Annotated in this window: 19 protein-coding genes; 14 read left to right on the top strand and 5 right to left on the bottom strand. The window is 69.3% G+C overall.

What is annotated here, in order from left to right; translation table 11 throughout:
• Window positions 1-35 precede the first annotated feature (35 nt).
• Both ACFXHE_RS24645 and ACFXHE_RS24640 read right to left on the bottom strand, forming a co-directional pair.
• Window positions 36-374 carry a YciI family protein gene (locus tag ACFXHE_RS24645; RefSeq protein WP_379386606.1) on the bottom strand — a complete coding sequence of 113 codons (339 nt, stop codon included), beginning with the start codon at window positions 372-374 and terminating at the stop codon, window positions 36-38.
• 5 nt (window positions 375-379) lie between these two features.
• Window positions 380-697, bottom strand: coding sequence for a hypothetical protein (locus ACFXHE_RS24640; RefSeq protein ID WP_379386604.1), 318 nt, complete (start codon window positions 695-697; stop codon window positions 380-382).
• Window positions 698-828: 131 nt separating this feature from the next.
• Here ACFXHE_RS24640 and ACFXHE_RS24635 point away from each other — a divergent pair, with 131 nt between their 5' ends.
• From ACFXHE_RS24635 to ACFXHE_RS24620, 4 genes are all read left to right on the top strand, one after another.
• Entirely contained in the window at window positions 829-1,170 is a 342-nt protein-coding gene (locus ACFXHE_RS24635) for a YidH family protein (protein WP_379386602.1), read from the top strand.
• Window positions 1,167-1,505: a DUF202 domain-containing protein gene (locus tag ACFXHE_RS24630; RefSeq protein WP_379386600.1), complete on the top strand. Its 339-nt coding sequence runs from the start codon at window positions 1,167-1,169 to the stop codon at window positions 1,503-1,505. The genes ACFXHE_RS24635 and ACFXHE_RS24630 overlap by 4 nt, the downstream gene beginning before the upstream one ends.
• 195 nt (window positions 1,506-1,700) lie before the next feature.
• Window positions 1,701-3,029, top strand: a complete 1,329-nt coding sequence (locus tag ACFXHE_RS24625) for a hypothetical protein (RefSeq protein ID WP_379386599.1) — start codon at window positions 1,701-1,703, stop codon at window positions 3,027-3,029.
• A gap of 45 nt (window positions 3,030-3,074) precedes the next feature.
• Window positions 3,075-3,737, top strand: coding sequence for a DedA family protein (locus tag ACFXHE_RS24620; protein WP_379386597.1), 663 nt, complete (start codon window positions 3,075-3,077; stop codon window positions 3,735-3,737).
• A gap of 28 nt (window positions 3,738-3,765) precedes the next feature.
• On the opposite strand, the gene ACFXHE_RS24615 is transcribed toward ACFXHE_RS24620, so the two are convergent.
• Window positions 3,766-5,937 (bottom strand): MMPL family transporter, encoded by a 2,172-nt coding sequence (locus ACFXHE_RS24615; RefSeq protein WP_379386595.1) that lies wholly within the window; start codon window positions 5,935-5,937, stop codon window positions 3,766-3,768.
• Between the two features lie 70 nt (window positions 5,938-6,007).
• Here ACFXHE_RS24615 and ACFXHE_RS24610 point away from each other — a divergent pair, with 70 nt between their 5' ends.
• The 5 genes from ACFXHE_RS24610 to ACFXHE_RS24590 all read left to right on the top strand — a co-directional run bounded on the left by ACFXHE_RS24610 (window position 6,008) and on the right by ACFXHE_RS24590 (window position 10,765).
• Window positions 6,008-6,733, top strand: coding sequence for a TetR/AcrR family transcriptional regulator (locus tag ACFXHE_RS24610; RefSeq protein WP_379386593.1), 726 nt, complete (start codon window positions 6,008-6,010; stop codon window positions 6,731-6,733).
• 113 nt (window positions 6,734-6,846) lie between these two features.
• Window positions 6,847-8,532 carry a metallophosphoesterase gene (locus ACFXHE_RS24605; protein ID WP_379386592.1) on the top strand — a complete coding sequence of 562 codons (1,686 nt, stop codon included), beginning with the start codon at window positions 6,847-6,849 and terminating at the stop codon, window positions 8,530-8,532.
• A gap of 90 nt (window positions 8,533-8,622) precedes the next feature.
• Window positions 8,623-9,582 carry a cytochrome c oxidase assembly protein gene (locus ACFXHE_RS24600; RefSeq protein WP_379386590.1) on the top strand — a complete coding sequence of 320 codons (960 nt, stop codon included), beginning with the start codon at window positions 8,623-8,625 and terminating at the stop codon, window positions 9,580-9,582.
• A 99-nt stretch (window positions 9,583-9,681) separates the two neighbouring features.
• Window positions 9,682-9,822, top strand: a complete 141-nt coding sequence (locus ACFXHE_RS24595) for a hypothetical protein (RefSeq protein ID WP_379386588.1) — start codon at window positions 9,682-9,684, stop codon at window positions 9,820-9,822.
• A 256-nt stretch (window positions 9,823-10,078) separates the two neighbouring features.
• Window positions 10,079-10,765: a hypothetical protein gene (locus tag ACFXHE_RS24590; protein ID WP_379386586.1), complete on the top strand. Its 687-nt coding sequence runs from the start codon at window positions 10,079-10,081 to the stop codon at window positions 10,763-10,765.
• Window positions 10,766-11,022: 257 nt separating this feature from the next.
• Here ACFXHE_RS24590 and ACFXHE_RS24585 read toward each other — a convergent pair whose 3' ends face one another.
• Window positions 11,023-11,307 (bottom strand): DUF2631 domain-containing protein, encoded by a 285-nt coding sequence (locus ACFXHE_RS24585; RefSeq protein ID WP_379386585.1) that lies wholly within the window; start codon window positions 11,305-11,307, stop codon window positions 11,023-11,025.
• 93 nt (window positions 11,308-11,400) lie between these two features.
• Between ACFXHE_RS24585 and dxr the strand changes: the two genes are divergently transcribed.
• The 3 genes from dxr (at window position 11,401) to ACFXHE_RS24570 (ending at window position 15,660) form a co-directional block, all read left to right on the top strand.
• Entirely contained in the window at window positions 11,401-12,540 is a 1,140-nt protein-coding gene (gene dxr, locus ACFXHE_RS24580) for a 1-deoxy-D-xylulose-5-phosphate reductoisomerase (RefSeq protein ID WP_379386583.1), read from the top strand.
• 22 nt (window positions 12,541-12,562) lie between these two features.
• Entirely contained in the window at window positions 12,563-13,765 is a 1,203-nt protein-coding gene (locus ACFXHE_RS24575; RefSeq protein WP_379386581.1) for a M50 family metallopeptidase, read from the top strand.
• A 191-nt stretch (window positions 13,766-13,956) separates the two neighbouring features.
• Window positions 13,957-15,660 (top strand): TerD family protein, encoded by a 1,704-nt coding sequence (locus ACFXHE_RS24570; protein ID WP_379386579.1) that lies wholly within the window; start codon window positions 13,957-13,959, stop codon window positions 15,658-15,660.
• A 14-nt stretch (window positions 15,661-15,674) separates the two neighbouring features.
• Here the strand turns inward: ACFXHE_RS24570 and ACFXHE_RS24565 are convergent, their stop codons facing one another.
• Window positions 15,675-16,325, bottom strand: coding sequence for an endonuclease V (locus tag ACFXHE_RS24565; RefSeq protein WP_379386577.1), 651 nt, complete (start codon window positions 16,323-16,325; stop codon window positions 15,675-15,677).
• Between the two features lie 256 nt (window positions 16,326-16,581).
• Here ACFXHE_RS24565 and ispG point away from each other — a divergent pair, with 256 nt between their 5' ends.
• Together ispG and ACFXHE_RS24555 are read left to right on the top strand one after the other, a co-directional pair.
• Entirely contained in the window at window positions 16,582-17,715 is a 1,134-nt protein-coding gene (gene ispG, locus ACFXHE_RS24560) for a flavodoxin-dependent (E)-4-hydroxy-3-methylbut-2-enyl-diphosphate synthase (RefSeq protein WP_379386894.1), read from the top strand.
• 232 nt (window positions 17,716-17,947) lie between these two features.
• Window positions 17,948-18,811 (top strand): GNAT family N-acetyltransferase, encoded by an 864-nt coding sequence (locus ACFXHE_RS24555; protein ID WP_364623910.1) that lies wholly within the window; start codon window positions 17,948-17,950, stop codon window positions 18,809-18,811.
• Window positions 18,812-18,889: the final 78 nt, after the last annotated feature.

Genomic DNA, 18,889 nt, shown 5'->3' with positions numbered 1-18,889 from the left:
CCGGAAGGCGGCGGTGAGGGCGGCGTCGACCGCGGTCACGATGTCCGGACCGGGCGAATCTCGATCTGCCCGAAGCGACTCGCGGGATGCCCGGCCGCCACCTCGATGGCCGCGTCCAGATCCGCCACCTCGATGAGCGCGAAGCCACCGATCTGATCCTTGGCCTCGATGAACGGCCCGTCGGTGAGCAGCACCTCGTCACCGCGCATCCGGACCGTGGTGGCGGTGTGGCTGGGGTGCAGGCCCTCGTGGGCGGTGAGCACGCCGCGGGCGAGCAGATCGTCCAGCCATGTCCGGAACGCGCGCAGGCCGTCCTCGTCGACGACGTCGTCGACCCGGCTCTCATCGGCGCTGATCAGCAAGAGGTATCGCATGGTCGTCACTCCCTATCTCCCGCACGACGGAGATCGAGGACCTCGACGCGGTCATCGCCGATATCGGCGGCGCCGCAGCGGTTTTCGGCTTCTCTTCCGGCGGCATCCTCGCCCTGCGGGCCGCGGCCGCCGGCTCGCGCATCACCCGCCTGGCCCTCTACGAACCGCCGTTCGCGCTGGGTGGCCTGTCCGGCCATATCCCGCAGCGGCTGCCGGAACGCCTCGCCGACCTCATTGCCCGCGGTGAACCCGGCGCGGCCGTGGAACTGATGCAGCTCGAGGGCATCGGCCTGCCGCCGGACGTGGTCGAGCAGGTGAAGCACTCACCGGTCTGGCCGCACCTGGAAGCCATCGCCCAGACGGTGGTCTACGACGCCGGCCATAGCCGGTCACCGGCCTGTCCGAGTGCTCACACTGTGCTGCTATTGCAGTTATTACGCAATAACTTGGAGGGGTGGCTTCCGAAGAGCAGACCGAACTCGACTACCGCTTCACCCTCGCGAACGAACGCACCTTCCTGGCCTGGATCCGCACCGCGCTGGGCCTGCTCGCGGGCGGCGTCGCCGTCCACACGCTGGTCGAAGGCTTCCGCATCCACGGCGTGCGCGCGGCCATCGCCATGTCGGCCATCGTGCTGGCGGTGGTGCTCGCGGTCGGGGCGTACGCGCAGTGGCGCAAGGTGGAACGGGCCATGCGGGCGGGCGAACGGCTGCCGGGCAATGCGCTGATCCCGGTACTCGCGGCCGGTGTCGCGCTGATCTCCGCGATCGCCGTGATCGGCGTGCTCAGCCTGTGAGCACGCCGGCGATCGCCCGCGATCCCGGACTGGCGACCGAGCGCACCGCGCTGGCCTGGCGGCGCACCGCCATCTCCGCCATCGCCAGTGCCGCACTGTTCACGAAGGTGGCCGCCGAGGGCGGGATCGACTGGCGGCCGACCGGTCTGCTGCCGCTGAGCGCGGCCGTGGTCATGATGCTGGTGGCGGCAATCGCCATGGCGCGCAGCCGAAGTCTGCACCGCGGCGCGCACCGCGGCGCGCATCGCGGCACCGGGCCGCTGCTGCTCCTGGTGTCCGCGGGTGTGGCGGCGGTGGGGCTCGCCGCGCTGGCGATGGTCCTCACGCATTCGTGATTGCCGAGCGCCGCAGCAGCCAGGTGGACAGTGATCGAAACCGCCTGAGCCAGGCATGCTCACCGGCCCGGAGTGAGCGAATCGCGGGTGGGGGGACGCGGCCGCCGACCTCCCGGCTCGATAGCGTGATGATTGCTAATCTGGCGCCATGAGTGCTGGTCAGCGGCTGGACGGATCTCCGTCCACCGGATCCCGATGAGGGTCCGGGGCGGCCGCGACGCCATCGAGGCGGGCACCGCGTTCCTGGCGGCGCTCGTCGCCGGGCTGTCGCTCATGGTGCCCATCGACTTCGCGTGGACCTCGCGTAGCTCGGCGCTGCACCTGGATCTACTGGTCTTCAGTCTGCCGCAGGCGATTGCGGCGGGAGCGCTGGTCGCGATCGTGACCGCGGTGCTGTCCACCGCGCTGGGCGGGCAGAGCCTGCGCTGGGGTGTGGCGCTGGGCGGGGCGGCGCTGCTGCTCGTCAATCACCTGCTGGGAGGGCACGCCGTGCTCGGCACTTCGCTGGCCACCCTGAACTTCCTGGATTCCATTGCCGGCGGGCTCATTCTCGGCGGTTCGGGGGCCGGGGTGCTGTCCCGCTCCCGCGTCGAATCCCGGTACACCTGGGCGACGTCGGCGTGGCTGCTGGGCGCACTCGGCAGCGTGGTCGCCCAGGATCTCATCCCGGAAGCCCAGTCCAAGCCGGCCGATCCGCACTTCCCGCAGAACTGGCCCGCGCTCGACGCGCCCCCGCTGTGGCTGATCGCGCTGGCCCTGCTCGTCATCGGACTCCGGTTCCTGCGCGAGCCGGGCGCGCATCCGGTGGAAGCACATTCGATCCAGCTGCCCATCGTCCCGATCATCGCGGGCGCCTTCATGATCGGCGTCGACCTGGTCGGGTCCGGGGTACTGGCCCGCCACGGCGACAGCCCGCTCGCGATCGCGATCACGGCCGCGGCCACGGCGGCCGGGGCCCTGCTCACCGCGCTCATGCTGCCCAAACGGGACGGCGTCCAGGTGCTGCTCGCGGTGGCGCTCGCCGGGACGGGCAGCGCCGTCCTCGTGACGAGCATTCCGGGATGGTCGATCTGGGGTCTCATGGTGCTGGTCGCCGGCGGGCTGGTCGCGGGTATCCGCTGGCCCGGCGTGCGGGCCGCCGCGGTCGGCATCATCGGCCTGTCCGTCTACGCGGTGCTGACGGTCGTGGCCGGGCATCCCGTCGTCCTCACCGTGCTCGGGCACGCGCTGCTCGCCCTGCTGGCGGGTTACTGCTTCGGCGCGGTCACCCCGCGCTACGGCTCCACCCGGGTGCTCGGCATCGCCCTGATCTACGTGCCCTCACCGGTGCTCGCGCTGCGCGACTACGTCCGGCGTGGGCACTGCCTGCTGATCGACCCCGGAAAGCCTTGCACCATATCCGATTTCACCTCGTACGCACCCGGCTGCGCGGCCATCGCGCTCGCGGTGGGCTGCGCGCTGGGCCTGTGGGCGCTGCTGCGGCGGCGGCCCGAACAGGCTCGGGTGGCGGCGTCCGCGAGCTGAGCGTCCCGAGCACCCGGGTCGAGCGGCCTGGGTACCGTGGCGGACATGAATTCGCTGCTGCACCGGATATTGGATATCGCGCCGATCTGGGTGTACCTGGTCGTCACCCTGCTGGTGTTCGCCGAGGACGCGATCTTCGTCGGCTTCGTGATCCCCGGTGAGACGGCGGCGGTGCTCGGCGGTGTGGCCGCCAGCCAGGGACATGTGCTGCTGTGGCTGATGATCCTGCTCGTGGTGGCCGCCGCCATCCTCGGCGACAGCGTCGGCTACGAGGTCGGCAAGCACGTGGGCCCACGGCTGCTGCAGGCCTCGATGCTGGACCGGCATCGCGGCCGCCTCGACCGCGCCCAGGACTATCTGGCCCGCCGCGGCGGCTGGGCGGTGTTCCTCGGCCGGTTCACCGCATTCTTCCGGGCCATGATGCCCGCGCTGGCGGGCACCTCACGCATGCCCTACCGGCGCTTCCTGCTGTTCAATGCCGCCGGCGGAATCGTCTGGGGCACCACGTTCGTGGTGCTCGGCTTCGTCGCCGGGCAGTCCTACGAGGCGGTGGCCAAGACGGTCGGCCGGGACCTGGCCATTGGTGTCGTCGCCGTCGTCGTGCTCGCACTGATCGTGTGGAAGCTGCGCGAACGTCGCCGCGAGCGGGCCTTCGAGACCGAGTACGAGGCGACCCACCAGGGACTGATGACGCCCGAAACCGATTGAGTCCAACCGGTTTCGGGCGTCGCCCGGCTCAGACCGCGGCCAGTTCGCGCTGCGGCTCCGGCTCGCTGTCCTCCTGCGGCCCTTCGATATTCAGCGTCGGCAGCACCCGATCCAGGCGGCGCGGCAGCCACCACGCCCGGCGGCCGAGCAGGGCCAGCACCGCGGGGACCAGCGTCAGCCGGACCGCGAACGCGTCCACCAGCACACCCACCGCCAGGGCGAAGGCGATCGGCTTGATCATGGCGTCGTCGGTGGGGACGAAGGAGGCGAAGACCGCCACCATGATCGTCGCCGCGGCCGTCACCACCCGGGCGTTGTGGCGTGTGCCCTCGATGATCGACGCCCCGGCGTCACGGCGGTGCAGCCACTGTTCGCGAATCCCGGACACCAGGAACACCTCGTAGTCCATGGCCAGCCCGAACAGCACGCCCACCAGGATGATCGGCAGGAAGCTCACCACCGGCCCGACCTTCGAGACACCGAACAGGTCCGCGGCCCAACCCCATTGGAAGACCGCGACCGTGGTGCCCAGCGCCGCCGCGACCGACAGCAGGAAGGTGACTGCCGCCTTCACCGGTACCGCGATCGACCGGAACACCAGGACCAGCAGCACCAGGCTCAGGCCGACCACGATGCCCAGGAACGGCACCAGGGACGCGGAAAGCCGTTGCGACACATCGATGGTGACCGCGGTATCGCCGGTGACGGCCACCTCGGCCCCGGGGACCGCGCCGGGCGCCCGATCGCGGATGGCGTGGACCAGATCGGTGGTCTGCTGCGACTCCGGCGCGCTGGCCGGAATTACCATGATCAGCGACTGGCCTGCCCGCTGGGTCGGCTGCGGCGGTGCGACATAGGTGACGTCGGGCAGTCCGCGCACCGTGTCGGCGACCGTCGCGGCAGCGCGGGTGTCGCCGTTCGGCGCGTCCACGACCACCACCAGCGGGCCGTTGAAGCCGGGACCGAACTTCTCGGCAATGGTGTCGTAGGCCTGCCGCTGACCCGTCGCCGCCGCGGTGGAACCATTGTCGGGCAGGGCCATTCGCAGCGAGGCGGCGGGCAGGGCCAGCAGGATCAGCGTCCCGGCCACGGCCACCACGGTGACGAGCGGCCGCGCGGTGACCAGCCGTGCCCAGCGCGCGCCCATGCTGTCGGCTCCGGTGGCGGTGGCCCGCCGGTGGGCGCGCGAGCCCGCCCGCGGCGTCAGCCGGGCGCCGGCGAATCCGGCCAGTGCGGGCAGCAGTGTGAGCGCCACCGCCACCGCGATCAGCACCGCGCCGGAGGCGGCCAGCCCCATGACGGTGAGGAACGGAATGCCGATCACGCTCAGCGCGGCCAGCGCGATGATCACCGTCGTACCCGCGAAAACGACTGCGCTGCCCGCGGTCTCATTGGCCCGCCGCGCCGATTCCCGGGGCGTCAGCCCGGCGGCCAGCTGGGACCGGTGCCGGGACAGGATGAACAGCGCGTAGTCGATCCCGACCGCCAGGCCCAGCATGAGCGCCAGCGTCAGCGCGGTCGACGACACCGGCACCGCCGCGCTCAGGGCGGACAGCCCGCCCACGGTGACCGCGATGCCGAAAACCGCTGACAGGATCGGCATTCCGGCCGCCACCAGCGATCCGAACGTGATCAGCAGGACCAGCACCGCCACCCCGAGCCCGAGGATCTCGGTGATGCCCGGCTGCATGTGCCCGGCCCCGTACGCGGAGCCGCCGACCGACACGTCCAGCCCGGCCTCGCGCGCGGTCTCGCCCGACCGTTCGACCGCGTCCCGGGCGGCGCCGGTCACCTTGGACCGGTCGCCGTCGAAGTGCACGACACCGATCGCGGTGCGCTGGTCCTGCGAGACGGCTCCCGCCTGCCGGGGCGTGGTCACACCGATCGCTCCCGGCGCGGTTCCGGCGACCTCGAGGGTGTGCTGGATCGCCGTGCGATAGGGCGCCTCGGTGATGAGGTGTCCCTCGGGTGCGGTGAAGACCAGTTGCGCGTTGGCTCCCGCCGCGCCGGGCGCGGTCTCGGACAGGGTGTCCAGCGCCCGCTGGGACTCGGCCCCGGGCACGGTGAAGCGGTCGTCGAGACGGCCGCCCGCGAGCGCGGCACCGCCGACGACGGCAATCAGCAGGATGGCCCAGATCGAGACGACCAGGCCACGGCGCCGGAAGGCGAAGTCGCCGATCCGGCCCAGTAATGCGCTCATCGGTGATTCCTCTCGGAGGCGTGCGAGTTGATGTTGACGGGCGTGAACTTTATGGGTGTTAACTTGCCTCGTGATCTGTACAGGTGTCAACATCAATGTCGTGGACATCACCGACGATGTGGCGAAGAAGCCTGCACGCGAGGGTCCCTACCACCACGGGGACCTGCGCAATGCCCTGGTGAGCGCCTCCGCGCAGCTCGCCGAGATCGGCGGGCCCACCGCGGTCACCGTCCGCGCCGCCGCCCGGGCGGTCGGCGTCACCGCCACCGCCGCCTACCGCCACTTCAACGGTCACGAGGAGCTGCTCGCCGCGGTGCGCGAGCAGGCCGAGGAAGCCCTGTTCGAGGTCCTCGACGGCGCGATGAAAAACGTTCCGGCGCAAGCTGATCCGACCGCGACCGCGATCGCCCGGCTGGCCACCGCCGGGCGCGCCTACATCGAATACGCCGAGCGGGAGCGCGGCCTGTTCCGGACCGCGTTCTGCGGCAGCGATGTCGACGTGAACAAAGAGGTGCTCGAGGATCCCATCTTCCAGCTCATCGGGACCGGAATCGACGCCCTGGTCGCGACGGGATTCATGGATCCGCGTCAGCGTCCCGGCGCGGAGTTCACCGCATGGGCGGCCGTACACGGACTGGCGAGCCTGATCGTCGACGGCCCGCTGGCCGACGCCGAGCCCGCCGATCGCGAGGCGGCCATCGACCATGCCGTCGCCACCGTGCTGCGCGGATTCGCCACCGGTCCGCGCGCCGAGCCGTACCGCTCGACCGACCCGCACATCGCGCTGCCCGCCTGATTCCGACGACTCGCCGCGCGAATTGTCCTGTGTTCACCGCCATGTCGCGAGTCCGTAAGCTTGCGGCGTTTTGATGACCGCGCAAACGGACTCACGGTGACAAGGTTTTCTCGATGCTGAATCCCCTCGGCACGGTGCCCCGCACGGGCATTCCGGCACAGCTCGCCGCGCAGATGACGATGGACGAGCAATACGACTGGCACCGTTCGTATGTGAAACGGCATCGCGTGAGCCGGCGCACCTTCCTGCGGGGCAGCGCCGCCGCGGCCATGGCCGCCGGACTCGGCTCCGCCTTCGGCGGCCGCGGCGTCGCCTACGCCGACGACGCCCCGCTGACCGTCGGCGGCCGACGCGTCGGGTACGGCACCGACGCGGCCAGCCAGCTGCGCTTCTCCGCCCAGCTGTCGCGAAACCCGGGCGCCACCAAGGTCTTCCTCGACCACGGCCCGACCCCCGCGCTCGGCGGCACCCTCGAGGCCGAGGTCCGCAACCTGGTCACCCAGCTCCCGCGCACCGACGGGGGAGTGCTGTCGGCCGAACAGTTCTACGTCCACGCCCCCGTCGACGGACTGCCCGGCCGCCTGCCGCACTTCTACCGCTGGCGCACCGCCGACGGCTACAGCAGCGACGTGCTCGCCGCGAACACCGCCATGCCGAGCTCACGCGCCGCGCTGCTGCCGTTCCGCTTCACCATGATGGGCGACCAGGGCGTCGACGACACCCCGGCACTGCCCGCGGGTATGCCGGCGGGCGCCTACCGCAACAAGTACGGCGAGGGCGACGCCCCCAGCTCCCGCAATGCCGAGAACATCCAGCGCCAGATCGTCGCCAGCAATCCGGAATTCCACATTCTGGCGGGCGACATCTGCTACGCCGACACCTCCCACGGCGGCGGCCTGGACTGGTTCGTGCCCAACGGCAAGGCCGACACCGACGCCATCGACGCCTACAACCCGTTCGTGTGGGACACCTACCTGCAGGCCATCGAGAGCAGCGCGGGCCACGTGCCCTGGATGTTCGCCACCGGCAACCACGACATGGAAGCCGTCTACGGCAATCACGGCTACGGCGGCCTGATGGCGCGCATGGACTTTCCGGACAACGGGCCCGCGGGCTGCCCGTCGGTGTACTCCTTCACCTACGGCAATGTGGCGGTGCTGTCGCTGGACGCCAACGAGGTGAGCTGGCAGGTCCGCGCCAATCTCGGCTATTCCGGTGGCGCACAGCACAGTTGGGTGGAATCCACCCTGGCCGGCTACCGCGCGAACCCGAGCATCGACTTCATCGTCTGCTTCTTCCACGAGTGCGCCTACGCCACCGGCATCGGCGGCGCCAGCGACGGTGGCGTGCGCGGGGCCTGGGCCGACCTGTTCGACAAGTACCGGGTCGATCTCGTGCTGCAGGGCCACAATCACAACTTTGAGCGCACCGACCCGATGCGCGGCGGGCAGCCGACCAAGGCCGCACCCGACAACTCGATCGTCTACCCCGACACCGACGGCACCGTCTACTACGTGGTCGGCGGAGGCGGCGCGGCGCACGGCACCTTCGCCGCGGGCGACACCTACCGCGGCAACGAGCAGCCCGACACCTTCGTGCCGGAGAGCACCCTGTGGGGCTCCGACGGCAAGGAGGGCAAGGAGGCCGTCGCCTGGTCGCGGGTGAGGTTCAGCCGCTACTCGTTCATTCGCGTGGATGTGCGGCCCGGCGTGTTCTCCAGCGAGATGGACGTGGTCGCGGTCGACGAGCACGGGCGCGAATTCGACACCGTGACCTACCGCCGCCTGGTCTCCCGCTAGCCACGCAACGCCTTCCCGGGAGCCGTGCCGTCCCCCGCGGCGGCACGGCGCATACTGGGTCCCGTGTTACAGACCCGAACACCGCTGCAGTTGAGCAGTTTGGTGAGCTCCTGGCGGTGGGACACCTCGACCGTGCTGGTCATCGCGCTCCTGGGACTCGCGTACGCGGCCTGCTTCCTCAAGGGAAGACAGCGCGGCGAACAGCTTCCGGTGAGCCGGGCCCTCTACTTCGGGCTGGCCGGACTGGGAGTGTGGCTGTACACCGGCGTCGGCATGATCGGCGTCTACTCCGACACCCTGTTCTGGGTGCGCGCGCTGCAGGTGCTCCTGCTGCTCTACCTGGTGCCCTTCGCGCTCGCGGCCGGTGCGCCGTTCACCGTGCTGCGCGCGGCACTGGGCCCGGCGGGCCGGAAACGCCTGGACGCCATGCTCTCCGGCAGTGTCGCCCGGCTGCTCACCCACCCGGCCACCGCCTCGATGCTGATCCTGCTGCTGCCCTGGGCGTTGTTCCTCTCGCCCTGGTACGAGTCGGTGCTGCGGCACGGGGGCGTCGACGCGGTCACCCGAATCATCGTGGTGGCCATCGGGTTCCTGTACTTCTACTCGCGCCTGCAGATCGATCCGGTGCCCAAGCACTTCACGCAGGGGCTGTCGCTGCTCATCACCATCGCGGAGTCCCTGGCCGACGGCATCCTCGGCATCGTGCTGTGGCTGGGGCCGCTGGTCGCCGCCGGCTACTACGGTTCGCTCGGCCGCACCTGGGGTCCGGACGCGCGCCTGGACCAGACCATCGGCGCGGGCATCCTGTGGCTGCTCGGCGATTTCCTCGGGCTGATCTACTCGCTGGTCGTCATGCGGGCCTTCGCTGCCGACGAGAAGCGCCGGGCCGGGGAGATCGATGCCGAGCTGGATGCCGCCGAGGCGGCGCGGACGCGGCGGAAGGCGGTGTCGCGCACCGCGACCCGGGACACGGAGGCCGACGACGAGCAGGTGTCCACCGGACTGTGGTGGGAGAACGACCCGCAGCTGCGCGAGCGCTTCCGCCGCTGATCCACTGAAAGGTGACCTGGCTCACCATGTTTGGGAGTCAGTGATATCGGCTATCGATATACGCCCTTAGCTACCGCTCAGATTCTGACTGCTGGACACTTGACTAGGTGCCTGGCCGGTGCGGGGATCGGCATTCCGCTGGGCGCGGCGGCCGGGTTGATCCTGACCGGGGTGCCCGCGGCCATCATCATCGGCATCGGATTCGTCCAGCACATCAATGATCCGGCGAACCAGCAGTAATCGGCTCACGAAGATAGGCCCGCCTCGACGCTCCCAATGGGGTGTGAGGCGGGCCTCTTTATGCGCCGAAAGGTTGCCTGGGTCACTCGCAAAAGGCTCAGCGAACGCTATCTTTACGCAAAACGTACTTTAAGAAGTGTCTTCGCTACGGTTTGGCAACAAGTAGGCAACATTTGCTGACTTATCTTGTTTCGGGTGCTCGATGAGGACCTCGCTCCCAGGAGGGAAGCGCCCGATCAAGAAAGCGACGAGAAGTATGCGTTACACGAAGTTTGCCGCGACCTCGGCTCTGGCCATCGCGGCCCTCGGCATCTCCGCCGGGACCGCCTATGCGGATCCCGCGGCCGCCGCTGCTCCCGGGATCCACTGGGACACAAAGATCGACGGCGCTTCGGTGGTGCTGAAGACCGACGCGGGCTCGCTGACCACCCAGGACGGCCAGTTCCAGGTGCGTGACAACAACGGCGGCCTGGTCACCCAGTTCCCGCTCAATATCATCACCGGTGACGTCGCCCACCCGGTCGCCGCCAAGATCGACGGCAACACCGCCACCTTCACCCCGAACATGGACCCGGCCGCGAGCTTCGCCGCCCCCGCCCTCCCGGCCCCCGTGGTCAAGGACGTCGCCAGCCAGGCCGACCAGGACGCCGCGTTCGGCGCCGCGGTCAACCAGTTCGGCATCGCCAGCTCCATGGGCACCCTGCTGGGCACCCTCGTCGGCGGTGTGGCCGGCTGCGCCATCGGCGCGCTGGGCGGCGCCATCGCCGGTGTCGTGATCATGTCGGTTCCGACCGGCATCGCGGGCTGTGTCGCCGGCGCCGCGATCGGCATCCCGCTGGGCGCCGCGGCCGGTCTGATCGGTGTTGGCGGGCCCGCCGCCATCGCGGTCGGCATCGGCCTGTTCAACCGGCTGAACGCGCCGGACTCCACCCCGGCCAGCTAGCCGCTGAACGACTGCCGGACCGGGACCACCACGGTCCGGCCGGGCCGCGGCGGGCGGCGCGCCCGCCGCGGCGAGCGGCAGTGCCGATGCAGGTGGCATTGCGTAGCAACAGAATCAGGCATTGCGTGACAACAGAATTCGGGCCGGATCGCTTGGGGGCGATCCGGCCCGAATTCGTTCGCGGTGCTGCCGGAAGGGCCCGGCAAAACCCGAATGCCCCACGGACATGTCCGTGGGGCAAGGGATTTCGTATCGAACTAGCGCGGGCGGCGCGACACGATGGAGTCGCGGATCAGCACGAAGGCCAAACCGGCCGCGAACAGCACCAGGAAGATGTAACCGACATTGCCGGTGCCCGAGGAGCTGCCCTGCTGGTTCTCGAACAGCATGGCCAGCAGGATCACGACGACGACCCAGCCGGCGGCGCGAGCGGTACGGCGCGACTCGCCGCTCCAGCCCCACGCGGCGGACGGAACCTCGGCGGTGTCGACCTTGGTGACAACCTCAGAGGGGTGCGCGGGTTCCAGTTCCGTGGCGGCCACTGTGGCTCCTTTACGGCTCGAATCGATTGCTGGCCAATATCGTGACATACGACCCAGCGTCGTAGCGAGCAGGGGGCAGGGGACAATGGATCCGTGTCCGACGTTGTGAGAGTTCTGCTGCTGGGCAGCACCGGTTCGATTGGTACGCAGGCACTGGAGGTGATCGCGGCCAACCCCGACCGCTTCGAAGTGGTGGGTCTCGCGGCGCGCGGGGGCAATGCGGACCTGCTGGCCCAGCAGATCGCGGCCACCGGGACCGGCAACGTGGCGGTGGCCGATCAGGCGGCGGCCGCGAAACTCGGTGTGGCGCTGTCGGGTCCGGACGCCGTGACCGAGCTGGTCCGGCGCACCGACGCGGACGTGGTGCTCAACGCGCTGGTCGGCTCGCTCGGCCTGGAGCCCACCCTCGCCACGCTGGAATCGGGGCGGCGACTCGCCCTGGCCAACAAGGAGTCTCTGGTGGCGGGCGGCTCGCTGGTGACCCGGGCGGCCAAGCCGGGACAGATCGTGCCCGTGGACTCCGAGCATTCGGCGCTGGCCCAGTGCCTGCGCGGCGGCAGCGCGGGCGAGGTCGCCAAACTGGTGCTCACCGCCTCCGGCGGACCCTTCCGCGGCTGGACCACCGAGATGCTGGAGTCGGTGAATCCGGCCGAGGCCAAGACCCATCCGACCTGGTCCATGGGCCCGATGAATACGCTGAACTCGGCGTCGCTGGTGAACAAGGGCCTCGAGCTGATCGAGACGCACCTGCTGTTCGGCATCGACTACGACCGCATCGACGTCACCGTGCACCCGCAGTCCATCGTGCACTCCATGGTCACCTTCACCGACGGCTCGACGCTTGCCCAGGCCAGCCCGCCCGATATGAAGCTGCCCATCGCGCTCGCGCTGGGCTGGCCGGACCGCGTTCCCGGCGCGGCCGCCGCGTGCGACTTCTCCACCGCCTCCACCTGGACTTTCGAGCCGGTCGACAACACCGTCTTCCCGGCCGTCGAGCTGGCCCGCCAGGCCGGTAAGGCCGGCGGCTGCGTGACCGCGGTCTACAACGCCGCCAACGAGATCGCCGTGCAGGCATTCCTCGACGGGCTCATCCGATTCCCCGACATCGTGCGCACCGTTGCGCGCGTCGTGGAGTCCGCCGACCGCTGGAGCGCCGAACCCGGTAGCTTGGACGAGGTGCTCGCGGCCGATACGTGGGCGCGCGACACCGCACGCACGATCGTGCGCGGCTGACAGCAGGAGGGCTCGGAACCGGATGGTCTACGCGATCGGCTTCGTACTGTTCGCCCTCGGGATCACGGCCTCGGTCGCCCTGCACGAATGCGGCCACATGTGGACCGCGCAGGCCACGGGCATGAAGGTGCGGCGCTACTTCATCGGTTTCGGGCCCAAGGTCTTCTCCTGGCGGCGCGGCGAGACCGAATACGGTCTCAAGGCGCTGCCGCTGGGCGGGTTCTGCGATATCGCGGGCATGACCGCCCTCGACGAGCTCGAACCCGAGGAACTCGACCGGGCCATGTACCGGCAGGCCACCTGGAAGCGGCTGCTGGTGATGTCCGGCGGCATCCTGATGAACTTCCTCATCGGCTATCTGCTCATCGTGCTGCTCGCGGTGGGCTGGGGGCTGCCGCGTTTCGATCAGCCGCCGGCCACCCAGCTCGGGGCGATGAGCTGTGTGGCCAATATGGGCCCGGACCAGAAGGCGCTGCCCTGCACCGGCGAGGGCCCCGCGCAGCTGGCCGGATTGCAGCGTGGCGACCGGGTGACCGCGGTCAATGGCGTCAAGATCAAGACGTGGAACGACTTCCGCGCCGAGACGGAGAAGCAGACCGGCACCTTCACCTACACCGTCGAGCGTGACGGTCAGACCCTCCAGATTCCGGTCACCCCGCAGCTGGCCGTGATCTACCAGGAGAAGAACGGCACCCCGAAGACGGTCGCCAAGGTCGGTGTCGGCCAGGACTATTACGCGCCGGTGCAGCACAACATCCTGTCCGCCATCCCCGCGTCGGGCGCGTTCACCGGCCAGATCGCGGTGCGCACCGTCGAATCCCTGGCCCAGATGCCCTCCAAGGTCGTCGACCTGTGGCACGCCGTCACCGGCGGCACCCGCGACCCCGAGACCCCCGTCAGCGTCTACGGCGCCTCCAAGATCGGCGGCGAGACCGCCGAACACGGCCTCTGGTCGATGTTCGTCCTGACCCTGGCCAGCCTGAACTTCTTCCTCGGCGCCTTCAACCTGCTCCCGCTGCTCCCCCTCGACGGTGGCCACATGGCCGTCGTCGTCTACGAAAAGCTCCGCAACCTCTTCCGCAACCGCAAGGGCCTCCCCGACGGCGCCCCGGTCGACTACCTGAAGCTGCTCCCCGCAACCTACGTCGTGGTCGTCATAGGCGGCGCCTACATGATCCTCACCCTGGTCGCCGACATCGTCAATCCGGTCAAGCTGTTCCCCTGAGCCTGAAAACGGCTGGCTTCCAACGGAACCGGCATCAGTCGACCTGAGCGGTCCGCTGATGGGTGTCGGTGCGGCTGGGTAGTCTGTGTCGCCAAGGCCGCAACTGGGCTCGGATGCGGATCGGAAGTCCAAAGTTCCTGGCGCAGTGCGCGGCTCGAGATCAACTGTGCACGAGGAACGGGGTCTGGGTCGTGGAGTTGGCGCGTGGTGCAAATGCGCTCGTGGCCGCGTCGGCGGTATCGCTGGTGTTGGAATGGGATGGCGACCGGGAAGTCGACCCGCATGCTCTGCTGCTGGCCACGACGGGGAAGATCCGATCCGACGATGATTTCGTCTTCTTCAATGCGCCCCGCCATCCGTCCGGTGCCGTTGTGCTGGAACAGATCACGCCCGGGCGGGCCGGCTTGGCGGTGCACCTGAGCGAGATCGAACCCGGGGTGGACCGTGTCGTGATCGCGGGATCCGTCGCGACCGGTTCCTTCCCGGACGTTCCAGCGCTGGTGATCAGCGTTCAGGACGGCGGCCGTCGGCTGTTCGACTACCGTGTTTCGAGCCCGGAATCGGTGCAGGCCATGGTGTTCGGTGAGTTCTATCGCCGTGACGGCGGCTGGAAGTTCCGTGCGGTCGGACAGGGCTGGTCGAGCGGATTGCGTGGCCTCGCCGAGGAGTTCGGCGTTGCGGTGGACGACGATCAGGCGCCGCCATCGCCACCGGCTGTTCCAGCGGTACCGCCGCCAATGGCGGGTGCCGAGGTGCCTGCGCCGGTCATGGCTCCCGGCTGGTACGTGGCGCCGCAGAGCGCCGGGCAACTGCAGTGGTGGGATGGGACGGCCTGGACTGGGGACCGGCGGCCGCAACACCCACAGCACGATCCAGCGACCTGCGAGCGCTGCGGCCGGCCGAGGGCGGTGCGTCGAGTTGGCGGCGCACCGCCCAGTCGGCGCACCGACCGGTCCGCGGTACGCCGACTTGTTGTCGACTCGCCGTGCCAATGGTGCCTTCGCGAAGTCCACCAGCTGATGGAGACTTGGCGAGGCCAAGCATGGCAGGTGCTGACCGCAGACGGGCCCCGTGGGGCGCGCTGGGCCGAACTCTGGGTCGTGCTTCGTTTCCATATGGTCAGCGAGTTCACCGGGCGCGAGGCGTTGCGGCCGCTGGCGATCGCTCACCTGGAGCGGATGGTCGCCTTCGCTTTCGCCGACGACCAGATCGACCAGGAGGAGCTGGACGACTTCGACCGGACCGTTTCCGAGTTGGAGGCCGCCGCCGATCTGTCCGCCGCGGGATCGCTGATCCATGGTTTGCGGCAACGGATGCTCCGCGGCCGGTCGCTCACTCAGGTGCGGGCCGGGGATCTACCCCGGGTGAGCCGGCCCGATCTGCACCTCGGCGTGGACGAGCTGCTGCACGTGGACGTCGACGCGGTGCAGATCAGATACCTGGCCAGCGGTCCGAAACAGAGTTCGGGGCGGTTGATCGGCAGCAGCCGGAAGCTGCGTTTCATCAGCGCCGGTGCGGGGAGCGAACTGGCGTGGGCCAAGATCGTGTCCGTTCGGCACGAGTACGACACGGTAGTGATCGATGCGACAACGGCCCGAGGCGGCGGTCGCTACCGGGTGCGGGATGCCGAGTACGTCGCCGCCGTCTTGGAGGGCACGCTGCGTATCGCCAAACGTCTGGTGCTCGCGCCCGGACAACGCGACTCCCGTGCGATTCCGCAAGATGTGAAGTCGCAGGTCTGGCAGCGTGACGCCGGGAAATGCGCCGAATGCGGCTCCCAGGAGTACCTCGAGTTCGACCACGTCATTCCTTGGAGCCGAGGCGGTGCGACAAGTGTCGACAACCTCCAGATCCTGTGCCGGGGCTGCAACTTGGCCAAGGGCGCACGCATCTGACGGTGTCCCGCGCCTCAATGCGGTGAAGTTGTTCCAGTAGCGGAGATTTCGCGGAGGAGCTGGCGGCACAGATGATCGGCGCGGCGCGTCGTTTCGGGCTGGCGGTATTCGGGGGTCAATGAGAGGACCTGGCTACAGGCGGTATCCAGGTCGATCAGGTGGCCGACCGAGACATAGACCGGTTTGACGTCGGTGCGGGTGCGGAGGGCGCGGCCGACCGGGCCGCCGTCGATGGTGATGATGGTGGAGGCGCCGCGCTCGGGGGCGGGCTCCTCGAACTCGCCCCAGGCGTTCTTGGCGACTCCGATGGTCGGCACGCCGGTCAAGAGGCCGAGGTGGCAGGCGAAGCCGAAGCGCCGCGGGTGGGCCAGGCCCTGGGAATCGCAGACGAGCAGATCCGGTGTGACGGTGAGGTTTTCGAGGGCGGCCAGGGTGGTGGGGAGCTCCCGGAAGGCGAGCAGGCCCGGCACGTACGGGAAATCGGTGGTGCCGCGCGCGGTGGCGGTCTCGGCGGTCTCGAGCGTGGTGGCGTCCAGCACCACAATGGCGGCCGCCACATTGCCGTCGTCGTCGTAGGCCGAGTCAAGCCCCGCAATCGTCCGGAATTCCGGTGGCCGGGGGTTGGCGGCGATCACCCGCGCGCGCAGCCGATCTTGCAGTGCCACGGCCTCTTCCGGTGTTGCCGGCCACGGATCTGGATTCGCTACCTTCACTTTTCGGAGCGTAAACCTTCGCGTCGACTGCAAGGAATATGAACCGTAGGCCCCGGGCCGATTCCGAGTCCTGCAGCCGGCGCGGGTACCCTTGTCGCCGCCGTCACAGGGCGACCGGTATCAGAGCCTCGGTAAGCTCGGAGCCGGTAAGGGTGAGGACTTAGTCGAAAGTAGGCAGCCGATCGTGAGCAGTGCCATCGCTTTGGGGATGCCGGCCGCACCGGCGGCCGTTCTCGCACCGCGGCGCAAGACGCGCCAGCTGATGGTGGGCAATGTCGGAGTGGGGAGTGAGTTCCCCGTCTCGGTCCAGTCGATGACCACCACCAAGACCCATGACGTCAACGCCACCCTGCAGCAGATCGCAGAGCTGACCGCGTCCGGCTGCGACATCGTGCGCGTGGCCTGCCCGCGTCAGGAGGACGCGGACGCGCTGGCGACCATCGCCCGCAAGTCGCAGATCCCGGTGATCGCCGACATCCACTTCCAGCCGCGCTACATCTTCGCCGCCATCGACGCGGGCTGTGCCGCGGTGCGCGTGAACCCCGGCAACATCAAGGAGTTCGACGGCCGCGTCAAGGAGGTCGCCAAGGCGGCCGGTGACGCGGGCATTCCGATCCGTATCGGCGTCAATGCCGGCTCCCTGGACAAGCGGATGCTGGAGAAGTACGGCAAGGCCACCCCCGAGGCGCTGGTCGAGTCCGCGCTGTGGGAGGCGGGCCTGTTCGAGGAGCACGGCTTCGGCAATATCAAGATCTCGGTCAAGCACAACGACCCGGTGATCATGGTCGAGGCCTACCGCCAGCTCGCCGCGCAGTGCGACTACCCGCTGCACCTGGGCGTGACCGAGGCCGGCCCGGCCTTCCAGGGCACCATCAAGTCGGCGGTCGCCTTCGGCTCCCTGCTGAGCGAGGGCATCGGCGACACCATCCGCGTGTCCCTCTCCGCCCCGCCCGCCGAGGAAATCAAGGTCGGCACCCAGATCCTCCAGTCCCTCAACCTGCGCCCCCGCAAGCTGGAGATCGTCTCCTGCCCGTCCTGCGGCCGCGCCCAGGTCGACGTCTACACCCTCGCCGACCAGGTCACCGCGGGCCTCGAAGGCATGGAGGTCCCCCTCCGCGTGGCCGTCATGGGCTGCGTCGTGAACGGCCCCGGTGAGGCCCGCGAGGCCGACCTCGGCGTCGCCTCCGGCAACGGCAAGGGCCAGATCTTCGTCAAGGGCGAGGTCATCAAGACCGTCCCCGAGCACCTCATCGTCGAGACCCTCATCGAGGAGGCCATGCGCCTCGCCGAGGAAATGGGCGACACCACCGAATCCGGCGCCCCGGTCGTCACCGCCGGCTAGCCACACCCCAACCCCGGCCCGGTCCGCATCGGCATCACCGCCGCTGCCGCCCGGGCCGTTATAGTTCGCGCCTCGGCCCGGGACCCGTACCGGCCGCCGCGTTCGGAGTGGTGTGGGGCGGATGTCGTACCGAGAGGTTGGATTGGGTTGGGGGTTGGGGCTTTTGCCTGATGGGTGGGCGGTTGGGGACAATCGTGCGGCGCGGGCCGGGAAGTTCTGGCAGGCTGTGAGCGTGCGGAGTGTGCTGGAGCCGACTCGCAGGGGCCGGACGTCCGGGACCCGTCAGCTCGCGAACCGCGATCTGACGCAGGTCTTGCGTGTGCTCGACACCGATCCGGTGGCGACCTGTATGGTCGCCGCGCGCCTGCAGGAGTACGGGCTGGACCCGCGCGGGGTGTACGGCGAACTGTGGACCCGGGGTGGGCCGGCGGAGTCGCTGTGTTTCTCGGGCGCGAATCTGGTTCCGCTGCGCGGTGGTCGCGACGATATGAAGGCCTTCGCGGAGCGCGCGATCAAGGGGCCGCGCCTGTGCTCGTCGGTGGTGGGGCGGCGCGAGCTGGCTCTGCCGCTGTGGGAGTTGCTGGCCGAGCACTGGGGGACGCCGCGGGAGGTGCGCGAGGATCAGCCGCTGCTCGCGCTGGAACGGCCCGCGAGTATTGCGCCGGATTTGCGGGTGCGCCGGGTGCGGCCCGAGGAGATCGACCGGTATCTGGTCGCGGCGGTCGCGATGTTCACCGAGGAGATCGGGATCGATCCGCGCACGGGTGACGGCGGGCGCAGTTATCGCCGCCGGGTGTCGGGGCTCATCGAATCCGGCCGGGCCTGGGCACGATTCGAGGACGGTGAGGTCGTCTTCAAGGCGGAAGTCGGCGCGTTGTCACGACGCACCGGACAAATTCAGGGCGTATGGGTCCATCCGGACAAGCGTGGCCAGGGCTACGGCACCGCGGGCACCGCGGCCGTGGCGAATGTGGTGGTCTCCTCCGGGCGCACGGCCAGCCTATATGTCAACTGCTACAACAAAATTGCGCGCCGCGCGTACAGCAAGGTGGGGTTCCGTCAGGTCGCCACCTTTGCGACAGTGCTGCTGGATTGAGCCACATTCTGTGATGTGAGCGTGAAATCCGTTCCGGTGCAGTGTGTCGCACCGGTTTGCCGGTAGTTGGCTCTAGCA

It is taken from the genome of Nocardia sp. NPDC059229, from assembly GCF_042754165.1.
Taxonomy (GTDB): domain Bacteria; phylum Actinomycetota; class Actinomycetes; order Mycobacteriales; family Mycobacteriaceae; genus Nocardia.
This window is presented reverse-complemented; position numbering and strand designations above follow the sequence as displayed.